Below are 16,492 nucleotides of genomic sequence, written 5' to 3' on the forward strand. Positions count from 1 at the left end.
CGGGATTCTGCCCGGTGCGGCGGCTGCGGCACAGCGAATTACCGGTGCCGCGCTCCGGTTGCGGTGCGCCGCAGGGCCAGCCGCTCCTTCTCCGACAGCCCGCCCCACACGCCGAAGCGCTCGTCGTTGCTGATGGCGAACTCCAGGCAGGCCGAGCGGATCGGGCACAGGGCGCAGATGCGCTTGGCGTCCCGTACGGAGCTGCCGGGCTCGGGGAAGAAGAAGTCGCCCCCGGTCTGCGCGCACAACGCCTGCTCCTGCCAGCTGAGGTCGGGCGTCGCGATGGTCTCGATGTGCATGGGCAGCAGCGTGCCGGGAGGCGAAAAACGTTCGATCAACACGTCATCAACGCCGGGCGTCCGGCACCCGCAGCCGATCAGATCGTCCTCCGCCGCGCACGTCGGCACACGGCGGCGCGCGGAAGCGATTGTCAGTGGTCGGTGAAAGACTCGTCAGTGCAGGCAACGGGACCCTTCCGAGGAGGGCGATCATGCTCACCACCCGTTTCGTCACCGGCGCTCCGAACTGGCTCGACGTCGGCACCCCCGACCTCGACGGCGCCACGTCCTTCTACAGCGGCCTCTTCGGCTGGCGGTTCCGGTCGGCGGGACCGGAGGCCGGGGGTTACGGCTTCTTCGAGCTGGACGGCCGGATCGTGGCCGGCGGTATGGAGACGACCGAGGAGCAGGGCCCGCCGTCCTGGACGGTGTATTTCCAGGCCCCGGACGCCCGGGCCGCCGCCAAGGCCTCCGAGCAGGCGCACGGCGGCGTCGTCGTGCAGCCTGCGGAGGTCATGGACCAGGGCACCGTGGCGATCCTCAGCGACCGGGCCGGGGTGCCGTTCGGCATCTGGCAGCCGGAGCAGCGCGCCGGTCTGGACGCGGCCGGCGAGACCGGCGCCCTGTGCTGGGTGGAGCTGCACACGGCGGACATCGCGGCCGCCGCCGCGTACTACCGGGCGGTGCTGGGCCTGGAGACCTCCGCCGTCTCTTTCCCCGGCGGCTCCTACACCTGCGTCAATCCGGCCGGAGAGGGCGAGGAGGCGATGTTCGGCGGCATCGTCCCGCTCACCGAGGACCCGGCCGGCACGAACGCTGGGTGGCTGCCGTACATCGCGGTCGACGACGCGGACGCCGTGGTCGCCCGGACCACGGAGCTGGGCGGCTCGGTGGGGGTGCCCGCGACGGACATCCCGGGCGTCGGCCGCGTGGCACGGCTCGCCGACCCGTACGGCGCCCGGTTCGCGGTGCTCAGGCCGGCACCTCGCCAGGGGTAGGGGGCGGGGGCGCTCACGTCACGGCCCGGCACCAGGGCGGGGTTCGCGTACCGGCACGTCGCGCTCTCGCGGGACGGTGCCCGGCTCGCGCGCGGGCGTGCCCCGCGTCCGAGCCGGGAGCGCGGCGCGGGCGACACGGCGGCGCGACCGGCTCACGCCGTGGCGCGGCGCACGAGGGTGGTCGGCAGGATCACGCCCGGCCCAGTGGCGGCCGGGGCCCGGGGGACGTCGTCGGCCGGGCCGCCGTCCAGGCCGCGCAGCAGCAGGCGGGCCATCAGCCGGCCCATGCCCTCGATGTCCTGGCGGACGGTGGTCAGCGGCGGGTCGGTCTCCTCGGCGACGGGCAGCATGTCGTCGAAGCCCACTACGGCCACGTCGTCCGGCACCCGCCGCCCGCGTTCGCGCAGCACCCGCAGGGCGCCCGCCGCGGTGAGGTCGTTGGCCGCGAACACGGCGTCCAGGCCGGGGCACCGGTCGAGCAGTTCCCGCATCGCCCGTTCCCCGCCGCCCGAGGTGAAGTCGCCCGGCGCGACGAGCCCCGGGTCGGCGTCGGGCCGGACATCGCGGAAGCCCGCCAGCCGGTCGGCCGCGGAGGTCTGGTCGAGCGGGCCGGTGATGTGCGCGACACGGGTACGGCCGAGCCCGGCCAGGTGCTCGACGGCCGAGCGGGCGCCGCCGCGGTTGTCGCTGTCCACGTAGACCACCTCGCCCCGCCCGTCCTCCCAGTCGGGGCGCCCGCCGAAGACGGTCGGCAGACCGGCGCCGCGGACCAGGCCGGGCAGCGGGTCGTCGAGGTGCAGGGAGAAGACGAGGGCGCCGTCGACGTGCCCGCCGGCCAGGTAGCGGCCGACCCGGGCGTGGTCCTCGCGTCCCTCGGTGAGCAGCAGCACGAGCTGGTTGTCGTGCGCCGTCAGTTCCTTGCTGATGCCGCGCAGTTGCTGGGCGAAGTAGGGGTCGGCGAAGACCCGTGTCTCCGGTTCGGCGGCGACGACGGCGACGGCCTGGTGCCGCCGGGTGACCAGGGAGCGGGCGGCCTGGTTGGGCACGTATCCGAGTTCCTCCACGGCACGCCTGACCCGCTCGGCCAGCGCGTCCCGCACCCCGTGGGCGCCGTTGACCACGCGGGACACGGTGGCCCGCGAGACCCCGGCGCGCTCGGCCACGGCCTCGAGCGTGGGGCGCGGCGCGGTCTCGGTCACGGGCGGCTCCTCCTCGGCGGCTGCGGCTCAGGATAGCGGCAGGCCGCGGCACGGGAGGGAGCCCTCTCGGGGCGGGAAACGTGCTGGTGCGGTGGTCGGCTCGGGCGGGTGTGCGGCCGGCCGGCCCGTCGGTGACGCGACCGGCCGGCCGGCGTCGGCTCAGTGCTCGTGCACGTGGTCGTCCGCGGGCGCCTCGCCCCCCGCCGCCCCGCTCTTCGTGGCCGTCCCGCTCTTCGTGGCCGTCCCGCCGTGGTCGTGCGGCTCGTACCCGGGGATCGTGCCGTCCGGCTTCTTCACCAGGAACAGACCCACCATCCCCATGTCGGAGTGGCTCTGCACGTGGCAGTGGTACATCCACGCCCCGGCGCCCACCCCCTCCCCGGCGACGATCTGGAAGCCGAAGGAGTCCGCCGGGCCGGTGATCTTGTTGTCGATGACCCGGGACGGGTCGTCGGGCCCGGTGAGGATGCCGGTGCGGTTGTCCGCCCAGCGGTGACCGTGCATGTGGAAGGTGTGGTAGTACTCGCCGTGCGTGATCATGACGATCTCGACCCGGTCGCCGACGGTGGCCTCGAAGTCGGGACCGGTGTGCGGAGCACGGTTGTTGATGGTCATGTCGTTGAAGACGATCGTGTGCGTGGCGTCCGGCAGCACGTCGCCCTTGCGGCGCACGATCACCGGACCGTACAGGCCCTTGCGGATGCCTCCGGTGCCGTGTTCGGTGCCGACGACGTGGTCGTGGTAGTGCCAGTAGCCCGCGCTGCCCGGCCGCCAGGTGCCGTCGCTGCGGCGCCCCGGTTTGTGGGTGCGCCAGGTGTAGGTGCGGGTGCCGCCGGGCTCGACGTCGCTCTTGTTCATCGCGGTGCCGTCGCTGGAGATCTCGTAGTCCAGGCCGTGGACGTGCAGACTGGCCCGCACGTCCATCGTGTTGGTGAACTCGATGTGCAGCGTGTCGCCCTCGTTCAGCTCGATCAGCGGGCCCGGGACGGAGGCCTTGCCCTTCTCGAGGCCGTAGCCCATCTGCCCGTCGGGCAGCTTCTCGGCGTACATCTTGATGTGTCTCACCTCGCCCCCGGCCGGCGCCGTCCTCGCGGTGATCCCCTTGGCCGCGGGCGGCGCGCCCACGGCCTCCGGGGCGATGGACAACGATGTCGCGGCGGCCGCGCCGCCCAGCAGTACCCGTCGGTTGAAGCCTCGCCTGTCCATGCCCAACTCCCCACGCCGATACGGAATGTGCGCGCACCCAGGACCTGATTGGCTGTGACGAACCTGTGGGACCGTACCGGTTGCCGCCGCGTTTATCCACACTCAGGACAAAGTTCGTTCGATCCCGGTCATACCTATTGGCGTACCGCGCAAAGAGGTCTAGCTTCCTTTCCGCTGCTGCCGTGACCGAGGAGGTGCCCATGCCCTTAAGAGGGTTGAGCGCGAGAAGTAGAGGCTGGGCGGCGTGCGCCACCGCCGCTTTCGTCGCCGCGGGACTGCTGGCCGGCCCTGCCGCCAGCGCACGTCCGGCGCCGGACCCATCCCTGACAACGATGTCGATCAAGTCGCCGCCGGGCGGCGCCAACGTACGGGTGCTGATCTTCTACGGGTCCGCCGCGGCCGGCGACGAGTCTCCGGTCGTGAACGCCGGGATCGCGGCCATCGAGCGGATCGGGCTGTCCGGCCCGGCCAAGGAACGCTTCAAGGTCGAGGCCACGGACAACGCCGACGTCTTCACCAACGGGAAGAAGCTCGGCCGGTTCAACGCGGTCGTGTTCCTGACCGGCGGCGGCGACGTCCTGACGCCCGCCCAGGAGGCGGGCCTGGAGGCCTACATGGAGGCCGGGGGCGGATTCCTCGGCGTCCACGACGCGGCCCGCGCGGAGCCGTACTCGGACTGGTTCACCGGTCTGGTCGGCGCGCGTCCGGCCGCCGACAGTCCGACGAAGGTCCAGCGTGCCACGGTGGAGGTCGGTGACCGGCGGCATCCGGCCACCAAGGACCTGCCGATGGAGTGGAAGCGCCCCGACCAGTGGCTGAACTGGAAGGAGAACCCGTCCGGCGACGTGCACACCGTGGCCCGGGTGCGCGAGTCGACGTACGCGCCCGGCGCGAGCGCCAACGGCTGGGACCACCCGGTCAGCTGGTGCCGCGACTACGACGGCGGCCGGTCCTTCTACACCGGCATGGGCGGCACGGTGTCGTCGTACGACGAGACCGACTTCCGCACCCATCTGCGCGGCGCCCTGATGTGGACGACCCGGCTGTCGCAGGCCGACTGCAAGGCGACCATCGACGGCAACTACAAGGCCGAGCGGCTCACCGAGCCCAACCAGCCCGGCCAGAACGACCAGATCGGCGAACCGCACGGCCTGGTCACCGCCCCCGACGGCCGCGTCTTCTACATCGGCCGCGGCGGCGCGGACTCGTCCCAGCCGGTGGTGACCGACTGGAACGACCCGGACGTCGGCAAGGGCACGGGCGAGATCCACGTCTGGGACCCGAAGACCGACAAGGTCACCCTCGCGGGCGCGCTGACCGTCTTCGGCAACAAGGGCGGCGGCGACGAGCTGACCAAGGTCGAGGAGGGCCTGCTCGGCATCGAGCTGGACCCGGAGTTCGCGGAGAACGGGTGGGTGTACCTGCACTACACCCCGCACTCCGAGATCAACCGGGACACGCACATGGCCGAGCGCCGCGTCTCCCGCTTCACCCTCGACCCGGCCACCAACAAGCTGGACCTGGGCAGCGAGAAGGTGCTGCTGAAGTGGCCGGTGCAGATCCACAGCTGCTGCCACGCGGGCGGCGGGATGGCCTGGGACTCCAAGGGGAACCTGTACATCGCCACCGGTGACAACAACTCCAGCGGTTTCAGCGACGGTTACTCCGGCAACAACCCGGAGCCCAACTTCAAGGGCGTGTCCTTCGCGGACGCGCGCCGCACCGCCGGCAACACCAACAACCTCAACGGCAAGATCCTGCGCATCCACCCGGAGCCGGACGGGACGTACACACTCCCGGAGGGCAACCTCTTCACCGGCAAGGAGACCGCCGAGGGCGGTGGCAAGACGCGCGGCGAGATCTACGTGATGGGTGTGCGCAACCCGGCGCGCATCTCCGTCGACAAGAAGACCGACACCCTCTACGCGGGCTGGGTCGGCCCGGACGCCGGTGCTCCGTCGCCGACGTGGGGTCCGGCCAAGTACGACACGTTCGCCACCATCACCAAGGCGAGCAACCGCGGCTGGCCGTACTGCATGGGCAACAAGCAGCCGTACCGGGACCGGAACCTGCCGGACCCGTCGAAGCCGCTTGGCTGGTACGACTGCGACCACCCGAAGAACGAGTCGCCGAACAACGACGGCCTGGTCAACCTGCCGCCGGTGACCGGCAACAACATCTGGTACTCGCCGCAGGGCGGCGGTCCCGACTACCCGCGCGACGAGAACGGCGTCCCGTCGTACGAGCAGGACGAGGCCACGTACAAGCTGCCCTGGCTCAAGGGCGGCGGCCAGGCCGCGATGAACGGCCCGGTCTACCGCTACGACGCCGACAGCACCAGTGACACCAAGTGGCCCGCGTACTGGGACGGCAAGTGGTTCGTCGGTGACTTCTACGACTCCGACCAGCCGCGCAACGCGGTGCTGATGGACCCGAAGACGCAGGGCGACGGCGGTCTGCCGGTGCACTCGGAGTCCCTGAAGAAGATCGTGCCGATCGGCAACGACGGCATCAAGAACCTGATGGGCTGGAAGTTCGGCCCGGACGGCGCGCTGTACGTCCTGGACTACGGCCGCGGCTTCTTCACCTCGGACTCCAAGTCGGCCCTGTGGAGGGTCACCTACGAGGGCGGTGGGCCGACGCCGGCCGCCGGACAGCTGGCGAGGGGGTCCGAGTGATACGCCAACGAAGAATGTGGGCCGCCCTGTTGGCCGGCCTGCTGATGGTCCTCGGTCTGCAGGCGACGTCCGCCTCCGGGCAGCCCGCGGCGGCGCCCACCGCGGCCGCCGCCGACCAGGTGCTCACCTGGACGGCCGGTGACGACATCACCAAGTACACGTCGGCGCCCGAGACGGCGGTGGCCGGTCCGGCCACGATCGTCTTCGAGAACAGTGAGGCCACCGGCAACACCACCGGCATGCCGCACACGCTGACGTTCGTGACCAGCGATCCCGAGTACAACCAGGACGTCCAGCTGAACATCCTGGCCAACCCGAACGACGACCAGGGCGGCAAGCACACCGCCGAGGTCACCCTCACCCCCGGCACGTACATGTACCACTGCACGATCCCGGGCCACGGCCAGATGACGGGCGTGCTCGTGGTGACCGAGGGCGGCGGTGGCGAGGACACCACGGCGCCGGCGACCTCGGCCGAGGTGGGCGGCACGCAGAACGCCGACGGCGCGTACGTCGGTTCCGCGACCGTGACGCTCGCCGCCACCGACGAGGGCGGCTCCGGCGTCGAGCGGATCGAGTACGCGCTCGGTGCCGACGGCGCCTGGCAGCCGTACACCACGCCGGTCGTCGTCGACCAGGTCGGCGAGCACACGGTGCGCTACCGGGCGTTCGACAAGGCGGGCAACGCTGCCGAGGAGAAGAGCGTCACGTTCGCCGTGGCCGCGCCGGACACCGACGACACCACCGCGCCGGAGACCTCGGCAACGGTGAGCGGTGAGAAGAACGCGGACGGTGCGTACATCGACATGGCGACGGTGACCGTCACCGCCTCCGACACCGGTTCCGGCGTCAACACCATCGAGTACGCGGTCGGCGACGGCGCCTGGACGGCGTACACGGCGCCGGTCATGGTGCACGAGGTCGGCGAGCACACCGTCCGCTACCGGGCCACCGACAAGGCGGGCAACGTCGCCGCGGAGAAGAGCGTCGCCTTCACCGTGGCGGCCGCTCCCCCGCAGGACACCACCCCGCCGGTGACCGGCGCGACCGTGGACGGCACCAAGAACTCCGACGGCGCCTACGTCGGCAGCGCGAAGGTGACCGTGAACGCCGCGGACGAGGGCGGTTCCGGCGTCGCCGGTGTGGAGTACTCGCTGGACGCCGGGCCCTACCTGGCGTACACCGACCCGGTGGTCGTGGACCGCGTGGGCCGGCACACCGTGGCCTACCGGGCCAGCGACAAGGCGGGCAACACCTCCGAGCCGCTGACCGTGAGCTTCACGGTGGTGGCGGGCCAGGTGCCGCCGCCGCCCTGCCCGGAGTACGACGAGCGCCTCACGGTGATCGTCGGCACGGTCGACTCGGGGGTGCCGAACCGGGTCACCAACAACCGGTGCCGGATCAACGAGATGATCGAGGACGAGAAGGAGTGGACGTCCCAGGCGCTGTTCCTCAAGCACGTCCGCGAGGTCATGGACGCGCTCCTGGACGAGGGCGTCGTCGACAAGCGGGAGTACCGGGCGATCAACAAGGCCGCCAAGCAGTCGAAGATCGGCCGGCCCGGTCAGACCGAGGGCTACCGCAACATCCTCGACGGCAGCCAGGAGTCCTTCGCCAAGTGGGAGCAGGTGGGCGGCGGTTCGTTCGCGCTGAACGCGGACGGGTCGATCACCTCCAGCACCAGCACGCCCGGCATGGGCATGCTGTGGTTCCCCGAGCGCAAGTACGGGGACTTCTCGCTGAAGCTCCAGTGGCGTGACGACGCGGCGGGCACTACCAACACCAACGGCGGCGTCTTCGTGCGCTTCCCGCAGGTGCACGACCACCCGGAGGAGTCGCGTCCGGAGTGGGTCGCCATCAAGTACGGGCACGAGATCCAGGCGTTCGACAGCCCGACCGGCGACATGTACAAGTCCGGGTCCGTCTACGGCTTCGACCGGGTCGGCCTGGCCGGCGCGGGCGTCACCGAGAAGGGCACCTGGAACGACTACGAGATCCGGGTGGTGGACCAGCACTACTCGATCTACCGCAACGGTGTGCTGATCAACGAGTTCGACAACTTCGGCGGGCAGACCTTCTACCCCGAGCGCTCGGACGACCCGGGCACCGACGGGCGGCGGTTCGCCTCCGGCTACGTCGGACTCCAGGTGCACAGCACGTCGGACGTGATCTCGTACCGCGACGTCCGCATCAAGGACCTCTAGGGGTCACGTCCTGACTCAGTCCGGGCCGGGAGTCCTCTTCCTGGCCCGGCTGGGCTGGACCCGGCTCGGCTCGCCCGGCATCTTCGGATACTCGGGCGGGTACGGCAGATCACCGAGCCCGTGGTCGTGCTCGTCCTTCGTCGCCAGCTCCAGCAGCGCGTCGAGGGAGTACCTCGTGTCGTCCATGCCCGCGTGCACGTCGCCGAGTTCGGCGAAGCGCGCGGGCATGGTCGTGATGTCGAAGTCCTGCGGGTGCGCCACCCCCACCTCGTCCCAGGTCAGCGGGGCGGAGACGGGCGCGTGCGGGCGGGGCCGCACGGAGTAGGCGGAGGCGATGGTGCGGTCGCGGGCGGTCTGGTTGTAGTCGATGAAGATGCGCTCGCCGCGCTCCTCCTTCCACCACTTGATGGTGACCCGGTCGGGCATCCGCCGTTCCATCTCACGGCCCACGGCGATGGCGGCGCGCCGCACCTGGGTGAAGGTCCAGCGCGGCTCGATCGGCACGAAGACGTGGATGCCGCGCCCGCCGGAGGTCTTGGGCCAGCCGCGCAGCCCGCCGAACTCCTCCAGCACGGCGCGCAGTTCGTGGGCGGCGCGGGCGGCGTCGTCGTAGTCGGTGCCGGGCTGCGGGTCGAGGTCGATGCGCAGTTCGTCGGGGTGGTCGACGTCGTCGCGGCGCACCGGCCAGGGGTGGAAGGTGAGGGTGCCGTACTGGGCGGCCCACAGCACGGCCGCCTCCTCGGTGGGGCACATCTCGTCGGCGCTGCGCCCGCTGGGGAAGGTGATGTGCGCGGTCGGGATCCAGTCGGGCATCCCCTTGGGCGCCCGCTTCTGGTAGAACCACTCGCCGGTGATCCCGTCGGGGTAGCGCTGGAGGGTCGTCGGCCGGTCGCGCAGGGCGCGCAGGATGCCGGGGGCGACGGCCTGGTAGTACCGGGCCACGTCGAGCTTGGTGTACCCGTGCTCCGGGAAGAACACCTTCCCCGGACTGGACAACCGCACGGTCCGGCCGCCCGCCTCCAGCTCCACCGCTTCCGCCATGCGAGCCACGGTAGGCGCAGCGCGGGAGCTTCGCACATCAGGCGCCCCGGGGCGAGGGCGTACAGAATCGGACCATGGACCTCCCCGTCATGCCGCCCGTGAAGCCGATGCTCGCCAAGTCCGTGGCGAAGATCCCGCCGGGGATGCACTACGAGGCCAAGTGGGACGGTTTCCGGGCGATCGTGTTCCGCGACGGCGACGAGGTGGAGCTGGGCAGCCGTACGGGCAAGCCGTTGACCAGGTATTTCCCGGAGCTGGTGGCGGCGGTGCGGGAGCGGTTGCCCGAGCGGTGCGTGGTGGACGGGGAGATCGTGATCGCGCGGGACGGGCACCTGGACTTCGACGCGCTGACCGAGCGGATCCATCCGGCGGACTCCCGGGTGCGGACGCTGGCGGAGCGCACCCCTGCCTCGCTGGTCGCCTTCGACCTGCTGGCGCTGGACGACGCGTCCCTGCTCGACGTGGGGCTGGCCGACCGGCGGGCGCTGCTGGAGCGGGCGCTGGGCGGGGTGACGCCGCCCGTGCACGTGGCGCCGGCGACGGACGACATCGAGGTGGCACGGCAGTGGTTCGAACGGTACGAGGGGGCGGGGCTCGACGGGGTCGTCGCCAAGCCGCTCGACCTGCGCTACCGGCAGGACGAGCGGGCCATGTTCAAGATCAAGCACGAGCGGACGGCGGACGTCGTCGTCGCCGGGTACCGCTTCCACAAGAGCGGGCCCGTGGTCGGCTCGCTGCTGCTCGGCCTGTACGACGACCGGGGTGTACTCCAGCACGTGGGGGTGTGCGCGGCCTTCACCATGAAGCGCCGGGCCGAGCTGGTGGAGGAGCTGGAGCCGCTGCGCATGGACGACGCGGGCGGCCATCCGTGGGCGAAGTGGGCCGAGGAGGCCGCGCACGAGTCGGCGCGGCTGCCGGGCGCGCCGAGCCGCTGGTCGGGCAAGAAGGACCTGTCCTGGGTGCCGCTGCGTCCCGAGCGGGTCGTCGAGGTCGCGTACGACCACATGGAGAACGGCGCGCGCTTCCGGCACACGGCCCGCTTCCGCCGGTGGCGCCCGGACCGGACCCCCGAGAGCTGCACCTACGCGCAGCTGGAGGAGCCGGTCCGCTACGACCTGGCGGAGATCCTGGGCGGGCCCTGACGCACCGGCCCGACGGCACCTACGGCTTCATCAGCACCTTGACCGCGCCGTCCTGCTTCTTCTGGAACATCTCGTACGCGTGCGGCGCGTCTGCCAGCGGCACCCGGTGGGTGGCGAAGCCGTCGACGCCAAGGGGGTCCTGGTCGGTCAGGTACGGGACGATCTCGTCGCTCCAGCGGCGTACGTTGGCCTGGCCCATGCGCAGCTGGATCTGCTTGTCGAACATGGTGAGCATCGGCATGGGGTCGGCCATGCCGCCGTACACACCGGACAGCGAGATGGTGCCGCCGCGGCGCACCAGGTCGATCGCGGTGTAGAGGGCGGCGAGCCGGTCGATGCTGAACCGCTCCGCCAGGGGCCCGCCGATGGCCCGGGGCATCACCGCGGCGGTCTGCTGCACCAGCTTGGCCACGGCGCCGCCGTGCGCCTCGGTGCCGACCGCGTCGATCACGGCGTCGGGGCCACGACCGCCCGTCCGGTCCTGGATCGCCGAGACGAGTTCCTTCTCGTTGTCGAAGGACCGCAGGTCGAAGGTCTCCACGCCCCGCTCGCGGGCCCGCTCCAGCCGCTCCGGCACGAGGTCCACGCCGAACACCTTGTCGACGCCCTTGAGGCGGGCGATCCGGCACGCCATGTCGCCGATCGGGCCGAGGCCCAGCACGGCGAGGCTGCCGCCCTGCGGGACGGCGGCGTACTCGACCGCCTGCCAGGCGGTGGGCAGCACGTCGGAGAGGTAGACGAAGCGGTCGTCGGCCGGCCCCTCGGGCACCTTGACCGGTCCGAACTGGGCCTGGGGCACGCGCAGGTACTCGGCCTGGCCGCCGGGGATCGCGCCGTACAGGCGGGTGTAGCCGAACAGCGGGGCGCCCATGCCCTCGCCGGTGACCTGGGTGGTCTCGCACTGGGTCGGCAGCCCGGTTTCGCACATCCAGCAGTGGCCGCACGCGATCTGGAACGGCACCACCACCCGGTCTCCGGGCCTCAGATTGGTCACCTCGGGACCGACCTCCTCGACGATGCCCATCGGCTCGTGGCCGAGGATGTCGCCCGGTGTCATGAACGGCGTGAGCACCTCGTACAGGTGCAGGTCGGAGCCGCACAGCCCGGAGGACGTGACGCGGATGACGGCGTCCGTCGGCTCCTGGATCTTGGGGTCGGGCACCTCCTCCACCCGCACGTCCCGCTTGCCCTGCCACGTCACTGCCTTCATCGCCCGCGCTCCCTCCGTCGCCGTGCGCGTCGGTTCTGCGTGCCCGCCGGGTACCCCCGGGCTCCCGTCGCCGAACCCGGCGGTCTTTTCGGCCGAACAGCGGATTATCTGCCCCGTTCCGTGTGCCGTATCGGATTCATTCAGGTATGGCACTAAATGCTTCAAGAAGCGCACAATCAATGACACGGGATGGGTGGACGGATGGCCGGGATGCGAAGAGGAACGCGCAGAAGGCGTCGCGCCGCGCTGCTGACGGCGGCGGTGGCGGTCTCGCTGGGGGCGGCGGGCTGCACGGCGGGGCCCGGCGCGAAGGACGACGGACGGGCGTCGCACGCGCCGCGACCGGAGCGGACGCACAGCGCCGCCCCCGCGTCCGGACCGGTGCTCGCCGTGAAGGTCGACAACGTACGCGCGGCCCGCCCCCAGACGGGCCTGGAGGACGCGGACGTCGTCTACGCCGAGCCGGTGGAGGCCGGGCTGAGCCGGCTGATGGCGGTCTACGCCACCGAGCTGCCGGAGTCGGTGGGGCCGGTGCGCAGCGCCCGCGAGTCCGACCTGGAGCTGCTCGGCCAGTTCGACCGTCCGGTGCTGGCCTTCTCCGGAGCGCAGAGCAAACTGCTGCCGCTCATCGACAAGGCGCCGCTGCGCGCGGAGCCGGCGAGCGAGGACTCCGACATCTACGTCCGCGCCGGGGACCGGCAGGCCCCGCACAACCTCTACCTGCGGCCGGACAAGCTGCTGGGGAAGCCGTCGGGTGCCGCGGCCCTCACCACCGGGTTCACCTACGGCAAGGCCCCCGCGGGCGGCCGGGCGGAGCCCTCGCACACGGTGCGCTACCCCTCGGCGAGCTTCGCCTTCACCTGGTCCGAGAGCCGGGACCGGTGGCTGGTCTCCATGGACGGCAGCCCGGCCCGCACGGCCGACGGCGGGCGGCTGGCACCGGCCACGGTCGTCGTGCAGCACGTGACGGTGCGCGAGTCGGACTTCCGCGACTTCCGCGGCAGCAATTCGCCCTACGTCGAGTCGGTGGGCTCGGGCGAGGCGGAGGTGCTGCGCGACGGGCGGGCGTACGACGCGAGCTGGAAGCGCGAGGCGGCCGCGGACGGCACGACCTTCACCACCGAGGACGGCAAGCCGCTGAACTTCGCCGAGGGCCAGGTGTGGGTCGTCTTCGCCGGGCACTCCTGAGCCGGGCACTCCTGAGCCGGGCGCTCCTGACGGGGGCAGTCCCCGGTCAGCCCGGTGCCGCCGTCGGCTCGGCCGGGTTGCGGAGCCCCTCCGCGGCGTCCGCGACCCGGCGGATCAGATCGATGAACACCGCCTGCTCGTCGGCGGCGAGCGGGGCCAGGAAGACCTGGTTCATCCGGGCGATGCGCACGCCCAGCCTGCGGTGGACGCGCAGGCCCTCGTCGGTGAGCCGGAGCAGGGACCGGCGGCCGTCCTGCGGGTCGCGGACCTTGTCGAGCAGCCCGCGACGGCCGAGCCGGCTGACCACCTCCGCGATGGTGGACCGGTCCAGGCCCACCCGCTCCCCCACGGTGCGCTGGTCGAGCCCCGGCTCGGCGACGAGTGCGTTGAGGACGGCGTACTGCGGCGACGTGGTCTCCTCGGAGACCATCGTGTTCCACAGCAGGTAGTGCGCCTGCTGTAGCCGCCGGGCCAGGTGGCCGGGGTGGGTGGCCAGATCGACCGCTGCCATGTGCACTCCCCGTCGTCTTTCGTAGGTGCACTGAATCTTTCGTAGGTGCACTGACGATACATGGCGCCGAGTTTCGGCATCCGGCAACGCCTCATACGATCTACCTCGCGTTTTGTGGGTCTTGACGCCCCGGCCGTCCGGTGGCAGCGTGTGGGCAACCTCGCCGAAATACTCAGTGCCCTGACTATCTGTCCCGGGCGCACGGAAGAGATGGGGCTCCTCGGATGGACAAGGTGGTGGCCGCGGCCGGTGCGGCGGTGGCCGACGTGCCCGACGGCGCGTCGCTCGCGGTGGGCGGTTTCGGGCTGAGCGGTGTGCCGAACGTGCTGATCCAGGCGCTGTACGAGCGCGGGACCGGCGGGCTGTCGGTGGTCTCCAACAACTGCGGGGCGATGGACTCCGGGCTGGCCGTCCTGCTGGCCGCCGGGCGCATCGCCCGCGTGACCGGGTCCTACATCGGCGCCAACAAGGAGTTCGCGCGCCAGTACCTCGGCGGGGAGCTGGAGGTGGAGTTGATCCCCCAGGGCACCCTGGCCGAGCGGCTGCGGGCCGGCGGCTCGGGGATACCCGCCTTCTACACCCCCGCCGGGGTCGGCACCCAGGTCGCCGACGGCGGGCTGCCGTGGCGGTACGACGGGTCGGGCGGGGTCGCGCTGGCCTCGCCGCCGAAGGAGGTCCGCGAGTTCGACGGGACGGAGTACGTCCTGGAGCGCGGCATCCGCACGGACTTCGCCCTGGTCCGCGCCGCGAAGGGCGACCGGCACGGGAACCTGGTCTTCGCGAAGTCGTCCCGGAACTTCAACCCGCTGGCCGCGATGGCCGGACGGGTGACGATCGCCGAGGTGGAGGAGCTGGTCGAGCCGGGCGGGATCGACCCGGACGCGGTGCACCTGCCGGGGATCTTCGTCCAGCGGGTGGTGGCACTCACCCCGGAGCAGGCCACCGACAAGAAGATCGAGCGGCGGACGGTGAGTTCCTGATGGCGTGGACGCGTGAACAGATGGCCGCACGGGCGGCGCTGGAGCTGGCGGACGGCCAGTACGTCAACCTCGGCATCGGTCTGCCCACACTGATCCCGAACCACCTCCCCCAGGGCGTCGAGGTCATCCTGGAGTCGGAGAACGGCATCCTGGGCACCGGCCGGTACCCCACCGACGCCGAGGTGGATCCCGACCTGATCAACGCGGGCAAGGAGACGGTCACGGTCCGGCCGGGCGCCGCCTTCTTCGACTCGGCCCTCTCCTTCGGCATGATCCGTGGCGGGCACATCGACGTCGCGGTGCTCGGCGCGATGCAGGTCTCCGCGGGCGGCGACCTGGCCAACTGGGCCGTCCCCGGAAAGATGATCACCGGCATCGGCGGCGCGATGGACCTCGTCCACGGCGCCCGCACGGTCATCGTGGTCATGACCCACACCGCCAAGGACGGCTCCCCCAAGATCCTCGAGGAGTGCGCGCTGCCGCTCACCGGCAAGGCGTGCGTGAACCGTGTCATCACCGACCTCGGCGTCCTCGACGTCACCGACGACGGCCTGGTCCTGGTCGAGACCGCCCCGGGCGTGAGCGTCGACGACGTCGTCGCCAGGACCGGCGCCGGACTCGTCGTTGCGAACAGCGCGGAGGGACTGAAGTGAAGGACGTCTACATCGTCGACGCGGTGCGCACCCCGTTCGGCAGGTACAACGGGGGCCTGGCGGGCGTACGGCCGGACGACCTGGCCGCGCACGCGATCCGTGAACTCCTCGGCCGCACCCCCGACCTGGACCCGTCGCGGATCGACGACGTGTACTTCGGCAACGCCAACGGCGCAGGCGAGGAGAACCGCAACGTCGCCCGTATGGCCGCCCTCCTGGCCGGCCTGCCCACCACCGTCCCCGGCGTCACGGTGAACCGGCTGTGCGCGTCCGGCCTCGAAGCGGTGATCCAGGCCGCCCGCGCCATCGCGGTCGGCGACGCCTCGGTCGCGCTCGCGGGCGGCGTGGAGTCGATGACCCGGGCGCCGTACGTGCTGCCCAAGTCGGACCGGCCCTTCCCCGCCGGGCACGCCGAGATGTACTCGACCACCCTGGGCTGGCGCATGGTCAACCCGGCGATGGACCCGCGGTGGACGATCCCGCTCGGCGAGTCGGCGGAGCTGATCGCGGACAAGCACGGGATCACCCGCGAGCGGCAGGACGAGTACGCCCTCGCCTCGCACCACAAGGCCGCCCGCGCGCAGGGGGACGGCCTGTTCGGCGCCGAGCTGGTGCCCGTGCCCGTGCCGCGCCGCAAGGGCGACCCGGTGGACTTCGCCGCCGACGAGTGCGTACGCCCGGACGCGTCACTGGATGCGATGGCCAAGCTCCGGCCGTCGTTCCGGAAGACCGACGGCACGGTGACCGCCGGGAACGCCTCCCCGCTCAACGACGGTGCCGCCGCGCTGCTCCTGGTCGACGAGGAGGGGCTGCGGGCCACTGGCCGCGAGCCGCTCGCCCGGGTCTCGGCGACCGGTGTATCGGCGACCGACCCGCAGTACTTCGGACTCGCCCCCGTCGAGGCCGTGAACCGCGCGCTGGCCAAGGCCGGCCGGAGCTTCGCCGACCTGGACGTGCTCGAACTCAACGAGGCCTTCGCCGCCCAGGTGCTGGGCTGCGTCGCCGAGTGGCCCGAGTTCGACCCCGCGATCCTGAACCCGCGGGGCGGCGCCATCGCCCTCGGTCACCCCCTCGGCGCCTCGGGCGCCCGCCTCGCCGGCACCGTCGCCCACCAGCTCGCCCGCAAGGGGAGCGGCACCGGCATCGCCACCCTCTGCATCGGTGTCGGCCAGGGCCTCGCCCTGGTCCTCGACCGCTAGTCACC

At 71.7% G+C, this 16,492-nt stretch carries 14 protein-coding genes; 8 read left to right on the top strand and 6 right to left on the bottom strand.

Translation table 11 applies throughout. From position 1 onward, the window contains the following. Window positions 1-38: 38 nt before the first annotated feature. Complete coding sequence (locus Sco07f_RS20185) at window positions 39-299, bottom strand: WhiB family transcriptional regulator (protein ID WP_007442770.1); 261 nt, start codon at window positions 297-299, stop codon at window positions 39-41. Between the two features lie 191 nt (window positions 300-490). Here Sco07f_RS20185 and Sco07f_RS20190 point away from each other — a divergent pair, with 191 nt between their 5' ends. Then, complete coding sequence (locus Sco07f_RS20190; protein WP_087788723.1) at window positions 491-1,276, top strand: VOC family protein; 786 nt, start codon at window positions 491-493, stop codon at window positions 1,274-1,276. A 152-nt stretch (window positions 1,277-1,428) separates the two neighbouring features. Here the strand turns inward: Sco07f_RS20190 and Sco07f_RS20195 are convergent, their stop codons facing one another. Further along, entirely contained in the window at window positions 1,429-2,475 is a 1,047-nt protein-coding gene (locus Sco07f_RS20195; RefSeq protein WP_087788724.1) for a LacI family DNA-binding transcriptional regulator, read from the bottom strand. 159 nt (window positions 2,476-2,634) lie between these two features. Further along, window positions 2,635-3,681 (bottom strand): multicopper oxidase domain-containing protein, encoded by a 1,047-nt coding sequence (locus Sco07f_RS20200; RefSeq protein WP_108988662.1) that lies wholly within the window; start codon window positions 3,679-3,681, stop codon window positions 2,635-2,637. A 200-nt stretch (window positions 3,682-3,881) separates the two neighbouring features. Here Sco07f_RS20200 and Sco07f_RS20205 point away from each other — a divergent pair, with 200 nt between their 5' ends. Beyond that, entirely contained in the window at window positions 3,882-6,359 is a 2,478-nt protein-coding gene (locus tag Sco07f_RS20205; protein ID WP_174855395.1) for a ThuA domain-containing protein, read from the top strand. Between the two features lie 14 nt (window positions 6,360-6,373). Next, a complete protein-coding gene (locus Sco07f_RS20210; RefSeq protein WP_108988663.1) occupies window positions 6,374-8,563 on the top strand; it encodes an OmpL47-type beta-barrel domain-containing protein in 2,190 nt (729 codons plus the stop codon). A gap of 15 nt (window positions 8,564-8,578) precedes the next feature. Here Sco07f_RS20210 and ligD read toward each other — a convergent pair whose 3' ends face one another. Beyond that, on the bottom strand, window positions 8,579-9,604 hold the full coding sequence (gene ligD, locus Sco07f_RS20215; protein WP_007389041.1) for a non-homologous end-joining DNA ligase: 1,026 nt from the start codon (window positions 9,602-9,604) through the stop codon (window positions 8,579-8,581). Window positions 9,605-9,678: 74 nt separating this feature from the next. Between ligD and Sco07f_RS20220 the strand changes: the two genes are divergently transcribed. Further along, window positions 9,679-10,746: an ATP-dependent DNA ligase gene (locus Sco07f_RS20220; RefSeq protein WP_042822634.1), complete on the top strand. Its 1,068-nt coding sequence runs from the start codon at window positions 9,679-9,681 to the stop codon at window positions 10,744-10,746. A gap of 19 nt (window positions 10,747-10,765) precedes the next feature. On the opposite strand, the gene Sco07f_RS20225 is transcribed toward Sco07f_RS20220, so the two are convergent. Next, window positions 10,766-11,956, bottom strand: coding sequence for a zinc-dependent alcohol dehydrogenase (locus Sco07f_RS20225; protein ID WP_087788728.1), 1,191 nt, complete (start codon window positions 11,954-11,956; stop codon window positions 10,766-10,768). Between the two features lie 210 nt (window positions 11,957-12,166). Between Sco07f_RS20225 and Sco07f_RS20230 the strand changes: the two genes are divergently transcribed. Beyond that, a complete protein-coding gene (locus Sco07f_RS20230; protein WP_108988851.1) occupies window positions 12,167-13,144 on the top strand; it encodes a DUF3048 domain-containing protein in 978 nt (325 codons plus the stop codon). A 46-nt stretch (window positions 13,145-13,190) separates the two neighbouring features. Here Sco07f_RS20230 and Sco07f_RS20235 read toward each other — a convergent pair whose 3' ends face one another. Next, a complete protein-coding gene (locus Sco07f_RS20235) occupies window positions 13,191-13,655 on the bottom strand; it encodes a MarR family winged helix-turn-helix transcriptional regulator (protein ID WP_007389039.1) in 465 nt (154 codons plus the stop codon). Between the two features lie 224 nt (window positions 13,656-13,879). Here Sco07f_RS20235 and Sco07f_RS20240 point away from each other — a divergent pair, with 224 nt between their 5' ends. From Sco07f_RS20240 to Sco07f_RS20250, 3 genes are read left to right on the top strand one after another with little or no spacing between them, the layout of a single operon-like run. Beyond that, window positions 13,880-14,635, top strand: a complete 756-nt coding sequence (locus Sco07f_RS20240) for a CoA transferase subunit A (protein ID WP_108988664.1) — start codon at window positions 13,880-13,882, stop codon at window positions 14,633-14,635. Further along, on the top strand, window positions 14,635-15,288 hold the full coding sequence (locus Sco07f_RS20245) for a CoA transferase subunit B (protein WP_108988665.1): 654 nt from the start codon (window positions 14,635-14,637) through the stop codon (window positions 15,286-15,288). The genes Sco07f_RS20240 and Sco07f_RS20245 overlap by 1 nt, the downstream gene beginning before the upstream one ends. Next, window positions 15,285-16,487 (top strand): thiolase family protein, encoded by a 1,203-nt coding sequence (locus tag Sco07f_RS20250; protein ID WP_108988666.1) that lies wholly within the window; start codon window positions 15,285-15,287, stop codon window positions 16,485-16,487. Before Sco07f_RS20245 ends, Sco07f_RS20250 begins: the two co-directional genes overlap by 4 nt. The last annotated feature ends 5 nt before the right edge of the window (window positions 16,488-16,492 follow it).

Source organism: Streptomyces coelicoflavus (assembly GCF_003112555.1).
GTDB lineage: Bacteria > Actinomycetota > Actinomycetes > Streptomycetales > Streptomycetaceae > Streptomyces > Streptomyces coelicoflavus.

Excerpts from the sequence above, each read along its gene's own strand:
- Sco07f_RS20185 (WP_007442770.1), bottom strand. The coding sequence starts at position 299 with ATGCACATCGAGACCATCGCGACGCCCGACCTCAGCTGGCAGGAGCAG.
- Sco07f_RS20190 (WP_087788723.1), top strand. The coding sequence starts at position 491 with ATGCTCACCACCCGTTTCGTCACCGGCGCTCCGAACTGGCTCGACGTC.
- Sco07f_RS20200 (WP_108988662.1), bottom strand. The coding sequence starts at position 3,681 with ATGGACAGGCGAGGCTTCAACCGACGGGTACTGCTGGGCGGCGCGGCC.
- Sco07f_RS20205 (WP_174855395.1), top strand. The coding sequence starts at position 3,882 with ATGCCCTTAAGAGGGTTGAGCGCGAGAAGTAGAGGCTGGGCGGCGTGC.
- Sco07f_RS20210 (WP_108988663.1), top strand. The coding sequence starts at position 6,374 with ATGTGGGCCGCCCTGTTGGCCGGCCTGCTGATGGTCCTCGGTCTGCAG.
- ligD (WP_007389041.1), bottom strand. The coding sequence starts at position 9,604 with ATGGCGGAAGCGGTGGAGCTGGAGGCGGGCGGCCGGACCGTGCGGTTG.
- Sco07f_RS20220 (WP_042822634.1), top strand. The coding sequence starts at position 9,679 with ATGGACCTCCCCGTCATGCCGCCCGTGAAGCCGATGCTCGCCAAGTCC.
- Sco07f_RS20225 (WP_087788728.1), bottom strand. The coding sequence starts at position 11,956 with ATGAAGGCAGTGACGTGGCAGGGCAAGCGGGACGTGCGGGTGGAGGAG.
- Sco07f_RS20230 (WP_108988851.1), top strand. The coding sequence starts at position 12,167 with ATGCGAAGAGGAACGCGCAGAAGGCGTCGCGCCGCGCTGCTGACGGCG.
- Sco07f_RS20235 (WP_007389039.1), bottom strand. The coding sequence starts at position 13,655 with ATGGCAGCGGTCGATCTGGCCACCCACCCCGGCCACCTGGCCCGGCGG.
- Sco07f_RS20240 (WP_108988664.1), top strand. The coding sequence starts at position 13,880 with ATGGACAAGGTGGTGGCCGCGGCCGGTGCGGCGGTGGCCGACGTGCCC.
- Sco07f_RS20245 (WP_108988665.1), top strand. The coding sequence starts at position 14,635 with ATGGCGTGGACGCGTGAACAGATGGCCGCACGGGCGGCGCTGGAGCTG.